This is a genomic window from [Clostridium] aerotolerans DSM 5434 (assembly GCF_000687555.1).
In the GTDB taxonomy this organism is placed as follows: domain Bacteria; phylum Bacillota; class Clostridia; order Lachnospirales; family Lachnospiraceae; genus Lacrimispora; species Lacrimispora aerotolerans.
The window spans coordinates 14,186-28,562 of the sequence record NZ_JHWJ01000020.1; the positions used below are offsets into that span (position 1 = coordinate 14,186).

Here is a 14,377-nt window from a genome sequence, read left to right on the forward strand (position 1 = left end):
CTGCCCCAAAACAATCCCTGTCGGAATCATAAGATACCGCCAGGGCTGTTTTAAAGCAGTCAAATTAACTTGTTTTCACTCAGTTTAAAATTCTCTTTTATTATCTCCGCCGTGAGTAAATTCAATAAATTTACCGGTTCCGATGGCTACTGCTGTCAGCGGATCTTCTGCAATCATGGTAGTGATGCCTGTCTTCTCTTCAATGAGGGCATCAAGGCCGCTTAAGAGAGAGCCGCCGCCTGTAAGGACGATTCCGCGGTCGAAAATATCTGCTGCAAGCTCTGGTGGTGTGCGCTCCAGTACATTATGAACCGCATCAACGATCTGCATTGCTGGCTCTTTTAATGCATCAAGGGTCTCATCAGAAGTTACGACAATGGTCTTTGGAAGGCCGGTAACTAAGTTACGTCCTCTTACTTCCATGGTCAATACTTCTGGTCTGCGGTATGCGGCACCAATGTTGATCTTGATTTCCTCCGCAGTTCTCTCACCGATTAAAAGGTTATGTTTCTTACGCATATAGCGTACCAATGCTTCATCAAAATCATCACCGGCAACTTTAATGGAGGTGCTTACTACCGTTCCGCCAAGAGAAATAACTGCAATGTCAGAAGTACCGCCACCAATATCGACAATCATGTTACCGCATGCTTTTGAAATGTCGATTCCTGCGCCAATAGCTGCTGCTACCGGTTCTTCAATAATAGACACTTCTCTTGCGCCTGCCTGATAAGTCGCATCTTCCACTGCCTTTTTTTCTACTTCCGTAGCACCGCTTGGGATACAGACGCTGATTCTTGGCTTTCTTAACGTCTTTTTGCCTACTGCTTTATTGATAAAATATTTAAGCATCTTTTCAGTTACCGTATAATCAGAAATGACTCCCTGACGAAGGGGTCTGACAGCAACGATATTACCAGGAGTTCTACCGATCATCAGTCTGGCTTCTTCTCCAATGGCCTTTATTTTATTGGTATCACGGTCTATGGCAACAACTGAGGGCTCTTTTAAAACAACGCCCTTGCCTTTAATATATACCAGTATACTGGCGGTTCCTAAGTCAATTCCAATATCATTGGACATCATAAACATTCTTCCTCCTGATTCCTGTATCCTGTTCCCAAAGTTTCCTTTATCTTCAAATTTATGTGTAATTCGCAAATTAGGTCGCACTTTCTACCCTATTATATACAATAACCCCAGGTTTTTAAAGGGGTTTTTTTATTTTTATTATCTTTATTAATTTTTAATGTATCGTACACATTTTCGACACATTTTCATTGTATACTTATGGTACGTTATCCGAAAGGATAACGGGCCTTTTGTTTCAAGTAACTTACTTGAAATCACAAAGCTTTTTCATACTCATACCGGACGGTGCAAACCGTCCGGCCCCCCTAAATAACAATTTGATTACATTTTTGAATCATTTCTGATAGAACGTGATAACAGGATCTGGCTTTCCTTGTGAACCAGGTCCTGTTTTTTTATTGAAAAATGTATATTCTTATCTAAGAAGCTCAGCCTGGTAATGTAATTTTCGCCCTGAAAATAGTTATCCATGAACGAAACAGCGAAAAAAGGCTGGAGTCTGGTAAAACCAGACCCCCTTTATAATAGGATGCTTCTCCCTTAAGAAAGCCTTAATGCCCATTCCCGACAGTCGATGACTCTTGTCGCAAGACCCTCATAAAACTCTGGCTCATGACAGATTAAAAGTATGCTTCCCTTATATTCTTTTAATGCCCGCTTTAACTCATCCTTTGCATCTACATCAAGATGATTGGTCGGCTCGTCCAAAAGAAGAACGTTAGATTCCCGGTTTAACAGCTTGCATAGACGCACCTTAGCCTGCTCTCCACCGCTTAATACACGAACCTGGCTCTCAATGTGCTTTGTAGTCAGTCCGCATTTTGCAAGAGCGGAACGGACCTGATACTGAGTATAGGAAGGGAACTCCTTCCAGATTTCTTCGATGCAGGTGGTGTTATTTCCTGGTGTCATCTCCTGCTCAAAATAACCGATGGATAAATAGTCTCCAAGCTCTACGCTTCCGCTTAAAGCCGGTACAAGACCAAGAATGCTCTTTAAAAGAGTGGTCTTTCCAATTCCGTTGGCACCCACTAAAACCACCTTTTCGCCACGCTCCATAGAGAGATTTAAAGATCTTGACAATGGTTCGTCATATCCGATTACCATATCACTTGTTTCAAAGATAACTTTTCCCGCTGTCCTTGCTTCCATAAAGTGAAATTCCGGCTTTGGTTTCTCTCTTGCAAGCTCAATGACATCCATCTTATCCAGCTTTTTCTGCCGGGACATAGCCATATTTCTAGTGGATACCCTGGCCTTATTCCGGGCTACGAAATCTTCAAGCTCTGCGATTTCCTGCTGCTGACGCTTATAAGCAGACTCCAGCTGAGAACGTTTTACCGCATATACTTCCTGGAATTTATCATAATCGCCTACATATCGGTCAAGATTCTGATTCTCCATGTGGTAAATGATATTGATTACGCTGTTTAAGAAAGGAATATCATGAGAAATCAGAATAAATGCATTCTCATATTCCAGTAAATAGCGTTTCAGCCATTCGATATGAACCGTATCCAGATAGTTGGTCGGCTCGTCAAGAAGAAGAATATCCGGCTTTTCCAAAAGAAGCTTACCAAGAAGGACTTTGGTTCTCTGTCCACCACTTAACTCGGTCACATCTTTATCAAGACCCATATCCGTTAATCCCAGGGCCCTTGCCACCTCTTCCACCTTGGAATCAATGATGTAAAAGTCATGAGCCATAAGCAGATCCTGAATGGTTCCAAGCTCCTCCATCATGGAGTTCATGGTCTCTTCGTCTGCCTCTCCCATGCGGTCACAGATATCATTCATCTGCTCTTCCATCTGGAACAGGAATGCAAAGGCGCCTTTTAATACTTCACGAATGGTCATTCCCTTTTCAAGAACCGTATGCTGATCTAAATATCCGACCCGGACTCTCTTTGACCATTCCACTTTTCCTTCATCCGGCTGTAATTTTCCGGTTATGATATTCATAAATGTGGATTTACCCTCACCATTGGCTCCGATTAGTCCAATGTGCTCTCCCTTTAACAGCCGAAAGGAAACGTCCTGAAATATAGCCCTGTCTCCAAATCCGTGGGTGAGATGCTCAACATTTAATATGCTCATTGATATAACTCCTTTATTCATGGGTATACAATACGAAACATCATAATTCTACATGACAGAAGCAATTAAGGCAAGTAAAATACCCTGATTCTTCTAAGACTTTTTTCCAGTTGCAAAAAAGGACAAAACCGTATATGATAGTTCCAATACAGTGATTGATCGAAAGGAGTCACGCTTATGTACGTATATTCTTGGTCTCAATGGCTGCTGTTCTTTTTTATCTATTGTTTTATTGGCTGGATCATTGAATCTACCTATGTTTCCGTAAGAAGTCTTCATTTTGTAAACCGCGGATTTTTGCGCCTTCCGATGCTTCCTTTATATGGAAGCGGAGCCATTATTATGCTTTGGCTGTCTCTTCCTGTAAAGGGAAATTTAATCCTTGTCTTTTTGTTCGGTATGGCAGGGGCATCCCTTTTAGAATACGTGACCGGATACGTGATGGAACGTTTGTTTAAGATGAAATACTGGGATTACAGCAACAATCCTTTTAATATTAATGGTTACGTCTGTCTCGGTACCTCCATCGCATGGGGATTTTTGACTCTTCTTTTGACCGAGGTGGTTCACAGACCTTTGGAATGGCTTGTCCTAAAATTAGATAGCAGCGTAACCATCTATCTGGTCATAGGGATTTCCATTGTATTTACCATTGATACCGTTCATTCTGTGAAGGAAGCCCTGGATCTTGGACGGATCCTGGAATCTATGACAAAGCTAAAGGCAGAGTTAGAAGAGGTACAGGTTCAGATGGCTCTTTTAAAAGCAGAGACCACTCAAAAGGTATCGGAATTTAAGACTGAAACTCTGGTGAAGATCACCAACTTAAAATCAGAGACAGCCAGTGTAATCAAAGAATCCGCTCTGGTGGAACGGCTCCAGTCCTTGACAGAGACGAAAGAAAAGCTAAGTGGATACTTAAACTTTTACCGAAAAGGAATCCTTCGCCGGAATCCTACGGCTTCCTCTAAGCTGTTTGGGGAAGCATTAAAGGAATTAAAAGAATATTCTAAGAAATATAAAAAATCATAAATATTCGTCAAATAAGCCCGGCTGCTGCCGGGCTTATTCCATTTATCTACTATAAAATGTTCTTATAAATCTTCCCATCCTTCATGATCAGCTTCATATTGTTCCGGTCCGCCAGTATATCCAGGTCCTCCACCGGATTTCCCTCCACAATGCATAAATCCGCAAAGGAACCTTTTTCCAGTACTCCTATCTTTCCTTCCGGATAAGGATTCTGATACGTCATTAATTTGGTCAGTTCATAGACATTACCGGTCGCTGCCACGAGTCCCTGAAAGCTTCCGAATCGTTTTTTAAAAAAGGAAAAATCCTCTAACTGAAATTTTTCGATCCGGTCAGGGTCTCCAAAGGAATCCGTACCGAATAAAAGAGGAAGGTTGTATTTAAGAATCAGTTCTGTGGTGAGCGCTTCTCCTTCTCTCACCATGGCTGATTTTTTCTTTACCTCTTCTGGTGTTAATGGGGTGCTCCAATTTCTGCCGCACTGGGGACCGGCAGTTACCCAGATCCCGTTGGCCGCTATGATTTTAGCCGTCTCTTCATCCATCATAGTCGCGTGCTCAAAGCTTTTTACTCCGGCTTTTGCTGCTCTTTGCATGGACTGAGGGGTATAAAGATGGGCCATGACGTAAGTTCCGAAGTCCGCCGCCGCAGAAACTGCCGCCTTCATTTCCTTTAAGGTAAATTGTACGGTCTGGATAGGGTCATACGCAGAGGAGATTCCGCCTCCTGCCATGATCTTTATCTGAGAAGCACCCAGAAAAAGCTGCTCCCGCACAGCCCTTAGAACTTCTGCCACCCCATCCGCTAATACAGTCCCTTTATTCTGTAAAGAAGCAGAAGCATAAATACCGTCGGTCAGCCGGTATTCCGCTCTGTTGGCTCTTGTGTCACCATGACCGCTGGTCTGGGAAATAAAAGCATTTGATGGCAGAATTCTCGGCCCTTCCAAAAATCCGCTGTCAATATTCTTTTTTAATCCGTAAGTGACGCCTCCTGCATCCCGAACCGTAGTAAAGCCACGAAGGAGCATATCCCGGGCAACCCGGACGGAACGGACGGCATTTTCATCTGCTCTCATACCATCGGAAATTCCATTTCCATTGAAGAATAAATGGACGTGGGCATCCGTAAGTCCTGGAATCACGGTTCTGTGCTCTGCATCAATGATTGTGTCAAAGCCTTCTTCTGAAATTTTCCCTTTCTCAATCTCATTTACCAGATTATTTTCGATCACCACATAGGCGTTTTCTTTCCGCTTTGCGTGCTTTCCATCAAATACACTTGCATTTTTTATTAAGGTTTTCATATGCTGTTTATTCCTTTCTGTATCTTCCAAGATGTCGTTCCAGAGTGCCTCCGCTCCATTGGATCAAGAGGCTGAATATCCAATAGATGAGTGCGGCTGCCAGGTACGCTTCAAAGAAGCAGTAAGCCGCATTGGCATACTTTAAGGCGCCATTTAAGATATCCATGACTCCGATTAATATCACCAGAGAAGTCGCTTTCATGATTGAAATAATACTTCCGGTCAGGGACGGGACCAAAACCAGCAGAAGCTGGGGGAAGATAATCCTCTGGAACGTCTGGCAATAAGTCAGTCCGACGGAGTATCCTGCCTCATACTGGGCAATGGGAATTGAGATAAGTGCTCCTCTTATATTTTCAGAGAGCTGGGCGGTACAGGTAAAAGACATGGCGAAAACGCCTATGTATAGCATATTGATGTCATTTACCCGGACTCCCAGTCCCAGTGCTTCTGCGAAAGCATTAAATTTGGTGGCAAAGATAAGTCCTACCGCCACCAGGGTCAGATTGATAGGCAGGGCCTTAAATATAATAATATAAAGGTCCATGAGAAGAGAAACTCCTTTGATCCGGTACGTTCTTAAAAGGGCAATCAGCGTGCCGAATACAAACCCAATGATCAGGACCAGAACTGCCATATACAGGGTGACAGGAATATATCTGGCCGCATTCCAGAAGCATTCCACGAAATAATTAAATTTTAGATTCATATTCCTTAAGCCCCTTTTATCTTTCTTTCATAATTAAGCTGCTCTGACAGGCGGATGAAGATGCGTTCCAGGACAAAGCTTGCCAATACAAAAATGACTGCTGCGCAAAAATATCCTTCCAGCGTATGGAAAGTGACGGTTCCGATCGCTTTCACCTTTCCCATCATATCCGTGACCCCCAGCATATAAGCCAGGGAGGTGGCAGGAAGAAGCCCCACCAGCATGGTGCTAAAGCCAGGAATCAGCACACGGGAGGCTTGAGGAAGAACAATCCTGAAAAAAGTCTGGACCCCGGTCAGGCCTACGGAATACCCTGCCTCAGACTGGCCTGATGGGACGGAGAGAATGGCCGCCCGTATATGCTCCGACAAAAAACCAGCTTCATTTAACCCGTAAGCTATGTATACGAAAATCAGCTTATTCCATTCAGAGGTAATGTTCTTGCCTGCGAAAAACGTGATGAGCAGCGGCATTCCATAATATACCAGAAACAACTGGACCAAGATAGGCGTCCCTCTTACGAAAGATACATAGGTAGCTGCCAGTTGGCTTAATACAGGCAGCTTTTTTATGCGGATGGCTGCGATTGCAGTGGCAAGTATCACCGCAATCCCAATAGAAACCAATACGATGTTAAGGGTAACCGGAAGCTTGGAAAGCACTTTAGGAAAATATTCAATCACCCTCCGAAAGAAAAAAAAACCACCCGCCATAATCAAATGCTCCTTTCTGTTTATTTTAGCTTTTCTACGGTGTAGTCGGTTCCCAGAAGCTTTTCAGAAAGCTCTCTCTGCCAGCCGGAATCCAGCAGCTTCTTCTGTACCCCATCAATATCTTCCTTAAGCTTTTCATCCCCATAATTATAGATAAAGTAGCAGCCGTTTTTCTTTTCCGGGTTATAGAAAAGTTTAGAGCCAGCCACATCGAAAACATCTCCATAAGCGGCTTTATCCAAAGCGTCCATAAATGGTATGCTTAAAATTCCATCGTAAATGCCGCTTCCTAAGCCTGCCAGATGCTGTTCCGTTGTTCCGTCATCGTAAACGAGGTTGACCGGCTTATCGGGATGGGTTTTATTGTATTCTTCCAGCAGATAAGCTACATTAGAAGATGTCTGTACCGCAATTTTAAGACCTCCCAGGTCATCTTCACTTTTAACTGCGATTTTGGAACCTTTTGCAACCCTCAAATTGTATCCCACTTCGAAAAAGTTTCCCTGGGTTCCATATAAGTATTTCTTGGCCCGCTGTTCATTCCAGCCGAAATGGTGAACTGCAATATCGTAATTGTCTGTATCAAGACCCACTAAAACATTCTTGAATTCCGTAGGCTCATATTCAAACTTATATTGAGGAAGCTCTTCATCAATCTTTTTTAATGTCTCATAATCATACCCCTTTAAGTTTCCATTCTCATCCACATAACACATGGGATTAAAGCTGTTGCCGATCCCGATTTTAATGGTTTTTACGTCTGCTGCGGCTTCCTTTGCTGTACTTTCTGCCGGCTTGGCGGCGGCAGTGTCACTTGCTTTCGAACTGCATCCTACGGCGGCCGCAGCCGCCGCAGCCACGAATATCATTGCCATTGCTCTCCGGAATCCTTTTACACATTTTTTCATCTTTCATTCTCCTTTTTATTCGTCCTTCTCAATTCTCCTTTTAATAAACAGACCGCTTTCTGTTTACCAATGGTACCGGTTGGATTTGAACCAACAATCTGAGTTTTGCAGACCCCCGCCTTTTCCCTCTGGCCACGGCACCTGATTTATCTCTTAAAAACAAAAAAACAACCTCATTCTGATATGCACTTCTGCTTATCAGAACCTCTGGTTGTCCAGTCAGTTCTTTTCTAGTATTTATCATGATTTTTCTATTAAAAAAGCAGGTACTATATTAGTACCTGCAAAAACTCTGATATCGAGGATTAGGTATCTAATACATACAAAAACAAGCTGCATTCATTTTCATGTATACAGTCTTACAGCAACAAGTTCCGTTAACAGATCCGATAAAACCTTCATAAGAACGTGCAGTGCCTTTCATATGTACCTTCCTTTCGCTATTTATTACCTATTACATCTATATGTTTATATGTAACACATTATAATCGTTACGTCTTCTGATGTCAATAACTTTTTTATATAATTCAGGAATTATCCGAATCGTCATAAATATGGAATACAGGTACCGTTCGTCTGATTCTTTCCTCATTGCTTCATACCTTTCTGCGAAAGCTGCATTTACCAATAGAACGGATCGATCCATCCGCCAATATTGCTTTTCATTTATCTACGTCCCCGGCAAACTCACTCGCTGAATAAAAAAATAGCCTTTTCCGCATCTTAATAACTCTTTAAAATGCGAAAAAGGCTATTACATGGTATGAAAAAATACCCTTGACAATCATCCTGATTCAAAATAATTCTATAACATCTGGTCCACCATAATCGTTACGGCTTCTCCCAGCTTAGCAGACAGCTTCTCTGCATCTTCCAGAGAAGAGCCTTTGATTCCATAATAAAATTTAATTTTAGGCTCTGTTCCTGATGGTCTTACACACAGCCAGCTATCCTCTTCCAATTCATAATAAAGCACATCAGACTGAGGCAATCCCGTAGGCTTACTTTCTCCGGTAACCATATCCTTTACCGTGTCAAGCTTATAATCTCTGGCAGAAAGAACCTGGTATCCGCCTACGCTCTGAGGCACTTCACGCCTCATCGTCTCCATGATCGCCCTGATCTTTGCCTGGCCTTCCATTCCTTCTAAGGCAATGGCTTTCACTGCATCCTTGTAGTATCCATATTTTTCATACATGGCTGTCATGGCATCCCATAAAGTCATGTTCTTTGTCTTATAATAAGCGGCTGCCTCGCATAAAGCCACGGAAGCAGAAATGGCATCCTTATCTCTGGCATACGTTCCGATCAGACAGCCATAGCTTTCTTCCAGACCGAAGAGATACGTTCCGTGCCCGGAGGACTCATTCTTTAAGATCTGCTGTCCGATGTATTTAAAGCCGGTCAGCACTTCAATGAGCTCACAGCCATAGGATTTGGCAACGGCGTCCACCAGATTGGTAGTAACGATGGATTTTACGACCTGTCCATCCCCTGGAATCTCTCCCCGTTCCTTTTTCTGGCTGAGCACGTATTCACATAGGAGAGAGCCTGACATATTGCCGGTAAGAGGGATATATTCCCCTGATTTACTATCCTTTACATACACTCCAAGGCGGTCTGCGTCAGGGTCTGTTGCCAGAATCAGGTCTGCATTCTTCTCCTTTGCAAGAGCCAGTCCTAAGGCAAAGGCTTCCTCTGCCTCCGGGTTTGGATAGCTGACCGTAGGGAAATCCCCATCTGGCAGCTCCTGCTCCGGAACCACATAGACATGAGTAAAGCCAATTTCTTTTAACGCTCTTCTTACAGGAAGATTGCCAGTCCCATGAAGAGGGGTATAGACAACGGATATCTCATCCTGCATACGGTCAATGGCGTCCTGGTTCACGACCTGGGCCTTTACATGAGCTATGTATTTGTCATCCACAGAAGCTCCTATGATCTCATAGTTTCCCGCTGCCACAGCAGCTTCTCTGGTGGTAGTCTTCACAGTGGAAAGGTCTGTAATGCCTAAGACCTCCTCTGTTACCCCTTTGTCATGCGGGGGCGTGAACTGGGCGCCATCTTCCCAATAAACCTTGTATCCATTATAATCCGGCGGGTTATGGCTGGCCGTTACATTAATACCAGCGATACAGCCTAACTCCCTTACGGCAAAAGAAAGCTCCGGTGTCGGTCGCAGAGATTCAAATTTGTATGCCTTGATTCCATTGGCAGCTAATGTTAGTGCAGCTTCCTCTGCGAACTCCGGAGACATATGCCTGGAGTCATATGCGATGGCTACGCCTTTGTGGGCGCCGCCCTGCTTTATAATATAATTTGCAAGCCCCTGTGTGGCTCTTCTTACAACGTATATGTTCATTCGGTTGATGCCTGCTCCGATGATTCCTCTTAAACCGGCAGTCCCAAATTCAAGGTCCTGATAAAAGCGTTCCTTGATCTCATTGTCATCTTCCTGGATTTCCCGAAGTTCCTTTTTGGTAGCCTCATCAAAATATGGATTCAAAAGCCATTCTTCAAAAATGCTCCTGTAATCTTTCATAGCAAATTACTCCCTTCTCTCCATTCCTGTTATGGCTATTATAAAACATAACATAACAAAAGAAAAGCGGATTGTGCTATTTTATTCTTGACAGAAATGAGTTCCTCACCGACTGCTGAATCTCAAGATCCTTCAGTTTTTCGATGTTTCTTGCCGGTATCCAGGCCTTGTTGGCATTATAATAGAAGTTAATCTGCTTCCAGTATTTTTCCGGGTATAAGAATAAATAGTAAAGGCAGGTCCTGTCTGCATCCGAAAGAGGAAGAATATCAGAATAAGCATCAAGCATTGCCATTCCAAGCTTTAAATTCCAGTCATGTTTTTCCATGGCTTTGCGCATAAAATGATACAGATCTTCCATCTGCATCCCTTTATGCATACGGTTAAATTCTACAATTGCGACGTTATGGGCACACATTAAAATGTGATGCTGGTTTAAATCCCCGTGACATAAGTACTCCTCTCTTATCTCCCGGTTCTCCAAAAAGCCTGCCATTCCGATACAGGCCTCCATAGCCTGTTCATAAAATGTATCATAATTTCCCATGACGCAAAGTTCGAATTCCGATTTTTTTCTCTTATTCCGGATAAAAGAACGGGCCCTTACCAGTTCTTTGTTGTGTCGCTCCATTTCCTCTGCCGGCTGCTGCACTAAAATGGAACCTAAGTTCCATTCCTCCTTAAATTCAATTCCTCTTAGAATTTTATGTAGGCAGGCAATCTGCTCAATGGCACACAGTACTTCCTTGCTGTCCTTTAAGTTGCATTCCCGGTCCGCATACCAGTCCTTTACAATCCACCTTGTACCGTCCTCAGCGACGGAGAGGAGCTCCCCTTCCTTATTCCTGACGTAACGATCCACGTTCAAATGGCCGGCTTCTTCCATCTGTGAAAATACCTGATCTTCAAATTCCAGGCGCTTTAAAGTTCCTTTATATTCCCGAAGCAGTTTCAGACCCTGATTCGTTTCACACAACCAGGCGCCCCGGCCGCGCTTTACATCAAGAACTTCAAGCTCATACTGCGAAAGCACCTCTGTGTATTTCTCGTTCACAACCACCCCTCCAACTCTTAGCTCATCAGCTACTTCTAGGGTATGAATGGGCAGGAAAAAATATGCAAAATCTGGCTGAAAGTTATGCGGGCCAGGGGCCCGTTTTTCATAACATTTCAGCCAGATTCATGAGGGTATCTTTTTTATTGTGTTCTGGATTCTTTAAGACTTCTTCAAATAGAGCGTCTAAAACTTCTCCAATCTCAGGTCCCGGCTTTCTGCCTGCTGCTATCAGCTCCCTACCGGTCACTGCCATGTCCTTTAATCGGATGCAGTCCTTGTCCCTTATGATTTCATCAGCGAATTCTTCCACCTTTTTAAGAGTTTCTAAATAGGGTTTTCTTCCGAATATATTTTGAAAATACAGGAGATCATGAAAGAGCTCCGGAGTCAGTCCGCTCATCACCTTACGGATGGCAGGCTTATTAGCCGGTATCTCTTTATCCCAAAGGGCAACTAAGGTCTTTACCTGGCTAATGGTGTCATTATCCAGCTTTAAATCCCTTAATATCTCTACTGCTATTTCCGGTTTCTGATGCCTCAAAATCCCAGCCCACCGCATATGCTTCTTATCCGGGAGCCGTACCAGGTTTTCCTCATCAGAAAGCGTTTTTAAAGCCTGGTGAAATACTCCTGATATATAGGGAGAAATTCCCCATTCATTTACTTTAACAATTGTTTCCGGATGCTTTGAAACCAGCAGCTTGGAAAGCTCCACCTGAATCCGCTCCTTGCTGACCTTTGCCATATTGGGAGCAATTACAGTGATTGCTTTTCTCGTCTCCTCTTCAATTGAAAAGCCAAGCTGTGCAGAAAACCGGATGGCCCTTAAAATCCGCAGGGCATCCTCTGTGAACCGGTCCCTGGCATTGCCTACACACCGGATGATCCCCTGCTCTAAATCCTTTTGCCCGTCAAAGATATCCACCAGACCGTCCCGGTCACTGTACGCCATGGCATTGATCGTGAAATCGCGTCGTTTTAAATCCTCTTCCAGATTTCTCGTAAACTCCACGGATTTTGGATGGCGCCCATCCTCATATTCTCCATCAATGCGGTAGGTGGTCACTTCATAACCTGTCTTGTCACAAAGAACTGTAACCGTTCCGTGCTGGATTCCAGTGTCAACGGTCCTTGGAAAAATATCCTTTACCTGCTCCGGCTTTGCGGAGGTTGTGATGTCCCAGTCTTCAGGAGTCCGACTCAGCAGACTGTCTCTGACACACCCGCCTACCACATACGCTTCAAATCCATGGGCATTCAGTTGTTCTATGATGTTCCCTGCAGCCTGGGGCACTAAAATCTTCATCACGCTCTCCTTTTCCTTGTTCCTATCTAAGATTAATACGCTCTTCCCCAGTAAACCATCTTAACGGCCGGCTTTCCGCAGCAGATACAGGTATCGCTGAGTTTTTCCTGGTTAAATGGCATACAACGGGAAGTTGCTCCTGTTAATTCCTTGATTTTATCTTCACATTCCTGATTGCCGCACCACATAGCCTTAACAAAGCCAGGCTTCTCTTCTACGGTTTTTGTAAAAGTGTCCATAGTAACGGCTTCACTGGTATGCTCATCTCTGTGGCGTTTTGCCCGCTCAAACATATCCTTCTGGATAGTGGAAAGGAGCTTTCCTACCTCTTCATCCAGTTCATCAATGGATACGGTCATCTTTTCATGGGTATCACGGCGTACTAATACCGCCTGGTTCTGTTCCATATCTCTCGGTCCGATTTCCACACGAATGGGGATACCCCTCATCTCAGACTCGCTGAACTTCCAGCCCGGGCTCTTGTCGCTGTCATCTACTTTAACTCTGTAATTAGAAAGCATGCCTTTTAATTCTAATGCCTTATCAAGAACGCCTTCCTTTTGCTGCTGAACCGGAACGATGATCACCTGAACCGGAGCAATTCTTGGAGGGAGGACAAGACCGTTATCATCGCCGTGTACCATGATGATACCGCCGATTAATCTTGTACTAAGTCCCCAGGAGGTCTGATGTACGTAGCTCAACTTATTTTCTTTATCGGAATACTGAATCTCAAAGGCTTTGGCAAATCCGTCTCCAAAGTTATGGCTGGTTCCGGACTGGAGTGCCTTTCCGTCATGCATGAGGGCTTCAATGGTGTAAGTTGCTTCTGCTCCTGCGAATTTCTCTTTCTCGGTTTTCTGGCCTCTGATTACGGGCATTGCAAGAACCTCTTCGCAGAAATCTGCGTATAAGTTAAGCATCTGCTCGGTTCTTGCCTCAGCTTCTTCTGCTGTGGCATGTGCGGTATGGCCTTCCTGCCATAAGAACTCTCTGGAGCGTAAAAATGGTCTGGTCGTCTTTTCCCAGCGGACTACGGAGCACCACTGATTATATAATTTAGGAAGGTCACGATAGGACTGGATCTCTCTGGAATAGAAATCACAGAATAAGGTCTCTGAAGTAGGTCTGACACAAAGGCGCTCCTGAAGGGGCTCCAGTCCGCCATGAGTTACCCAGGCAACCTCTGGTGCAAAGCCTTCCACGTGGTCTTTTTCCTTCTCCAGAAGACTTTCTGGAATAAACATGGGCATGTAGACATTTTCAACGCCTGTTTCCTTAAATCTGCGGTCCAGCTCGCTCTGAATGTTTTCCCAAATGGCGTAGCCTGCAGGCTTAATGACCATACAGCCCTTTACGCTGGAATAATCAATCAATTCTGCTTTTTTTACTACATCCGTGTACCACTGGGCGAAGTCCACATCCATGGATGTGATTGCTTCTACTAATTTCTTGTCCTTTGCCATGACAATTCTCCTTTATTCTTTGAATTAAAAAAGAGCCATCCGTTCCCTACATAAAAGGGACCGAACAACTCGGCGGTGCCACCCAATTTAGCCAAAGATACATTCAATGGCTCACTTTTAGATCCGATAACGCCGGAAATTGCGCCGCA

11 protein-coding genes, 1 tRNA gene and 1 other annotated feature (1 of these 13 only partly in view) are annotated in these 14,377 nt (G+C 44.0%); of the genes, 1 reads left to right on the forward strand and 11 read right to left on the reverse strand.

What is annotated here, in order from left to right:
- Positions 1-84: 84 nt before the first annotated feature.
- Both mreB and T546_RS0120520 read right to left on the reverse strand, forming a co-directional pair.
- Positions 85-1,086, reverse strand: coding sequence for a rod shape-determining protein (gene mreB / locus T546_RS0120515; RefSeq protein ID WP_330371971.1), 1,002 nt, complete (start codon positions 1,084-1,086; stop codon positions 85-87).
- 546 nt (positions 1,087-1,632) lie between these two features.
- The gene (locus T546_RS0120520) at positions 1,633-3,189 is read right to left on the reverse strand and encodes an ABC-F family ATP-binding cassette domain-containing protein (protein ID WP_026893235.1); all 1,557 of its coding nucleotides are present in this window, start codon (positions 3,187-3,189) and stop codon (positions 1,633-1,635) included.
- A gap of 177 nt (positions 3,190-3,366) precedes the next feature.
- Between T546_RS0120520 and T546_RS0120525 the strand changes: the two genes are divergently transcribed.
- On the forward strand, positions 3,367-4,221 hold the full coding sequence (locus T546_RS0120525) for a putative ABC transporter permease (RefSeq protein WP_024838253.1): 855 nt from the start codon (positions 3,367-3,369) through the stop codon (positions 4,219-4,221).
- A gap of 49 nt (positions 4,222-4,270) precedes the next feature.
- Here the strand turns inward: T546_RS0120525 and T546_RS0120530 are convergent, their stop codons facing one another.
- The 9 genes from T546_RS0120530 to proS all read right to left on the reverse strand — a co-directional run bounded on the left by T546_RS0120530 (position 4,271) and on the right by proS (position 14,228).
- Complete coding sequence (locus T546_RS0120530; RefSeq protein WP_026893236.1) at positions 4,271-5,527, reverse strand: metal-dependent hydrolase family protein; 1,257 nt, start codon at positions 5,525-5,527, stop codon at positions 4,271-4,273.
- Positions 5,528-5,534: 7 nt separating this feature from the next.
- On the reverse strand, positions 5,535-6,236 hold the full coding sequence (locus tag T546_RS0120535) for an amino acid ABC transporter permease (RefSeq protein ID WP_026893237.1): 702 nt from the start codon (positions 6,234-6,236) through the stop codon (positions 5,535-5,537).
- Between the two features lie 5 nt (positions 6,237-6,241).
- A complete protein-coding gene (locus tag T546_RS24115) occupies positions 6,242-6,949 on the reverse strand; it encodes an amino acid ABC transporter permease (protein WP_034600127.1) in 708 nt (235 codons plus the stop codon).
- 20 nt (positions 6,950-6,969) lie between these two features.
- Entirely contained in the window at positions 6,970-7,857 is an 888-nt protein-coding gene (locus T546_RS0120545) for a transporter substrate-binding domain-containing protein (protein WP_026893238.1), read from the reverse strand.
- Positions 7,858-7,927: 70 nt separating this feature from the next.
- Positions 7,928-7,999, reverse strand: a tRNA-Cys gene (locus tag T546_RS0120550).
- Positions 8,000-8,662: 663 nt separating this feature from the next.
- The gene (locus T546_RS0120555) at positions 8,663-10,399 is read right to left on the reverse strand and encodes a phospho-sugar mutase (RefSeq protein ID WP_026893239.1); all 1,737 of its coding nucleotides are present in this window, start codon (positions 10,397-10,399) and stop codon (positions 8,663-8,665) included.
- 76 nt (positions 10,400-10,475) lie between these two features.
- Positions 10,476-11,453 carry a protein kinase family protein gene (locus T546_RS0120560; protein WP_024838251.1) on the reverse strand — a complete coding sequence of 326 codons (978 nt, stop codon included), beginning with the start codon at positions 11,451-11,453 and terminating at the stop codon, positions 10,476-10,478.
- A gap of 106 nt (positions 11,454-11,559) precedes the next feature.
- A complete protein-coding gene (locus T546_RS0120565) occupies positions 11,560-12,762 on the reverse strand; it encodes a CCA tRNA nucleotidyltransferase (RefSeq protein WP_026893240.1) in 1,203 nt (400 codons plus the stop codon).
- Between the two features lie 32 nt (positions 12,763-12,794).
- Complete coding sequence (gene proS, locus T546_RS0120570; protein ID WP_026893241.1) at positions 12,795-14,228, reverse strand: proline--tRNA ligase; 1,434 nt, start codon at positions 14,226-14,228, stop codon at positions 12,795-12,797.
- A 52-nt stretch (positions 14,229-14,280) separates the two neighbouring features.
- Positions 14,281-14,377: a binding site (T-box leader), on the reverse strand (it continues 114 nt past the right edge of the window).

Coding starts and splice junctions, on each gene's coding strand:
- mreB (WP_330371971.1), bottom strand. CDS start 1,086: ATGATGTCCAATGATATTGGAATTGACTTAGGAACCGCCAGTATACTG.
- T546_RS0120520 (WP_026893235.1), bottom strand. CDS start 3,189: ATGAGCATATTAAATGTTGAGCATCTCACCCACGGATTTGGAGACAGG.
- T546_RS0120525 (WP_024838253.1), top strand. CDS start 3,367: ATGTACGTATATTCTTGGTCTCAATGGCTGCTGTTCTTTTTTATCTAT.
- T546_RS0120530 (WP_026893236.1), bottom strand. CDS start 5,527: ATGAAAACCTTAATAAAAAATGCAAGTGTATTTGATGGAAAGCACGCA.
- T546_RS0120535 (WP_026893237.1), bottom strand. CDS start 6,236: ATGAATCTAAAATTTAATTATTTCGTGGAATGCTTCTGGAATGCGGCC.
- T546_RS24115 (WP_034600127.1), bottom strand. CDS start 6,949: ATGGCGGGTGGTTTTTTTTTCTTTCGGAGGGTGATTGAATATTTTCCT.
- T546_RS0120545 (WP_026893238.1), bottom strand. CDS start 7,857: ATGAAAAAATGTGTAAAAGGATTCCGGAGAGCAATGGCAATGATATTC.
- T546_RS0120555 (WP_026893239.1), bottom strand. CDS start 10,399: ATGAAAGATTACAGGAGCATTTTTGAAGAATGGCTTTTGAATCCATAT.
- T546_RS0120565 (WP_026893240.1), bottom strand. CDS start 12,762: ATGAAGATTTTAGTGCCCCAGGCTGCAGGGAACATCATAGAACAACTG.
- proS (WP_026893241.1), bottom strand. CDS start 14,228: ATGGCAAAGGACAAGAAATTAGTAGAAGCAATCACATCCATGGATGTG.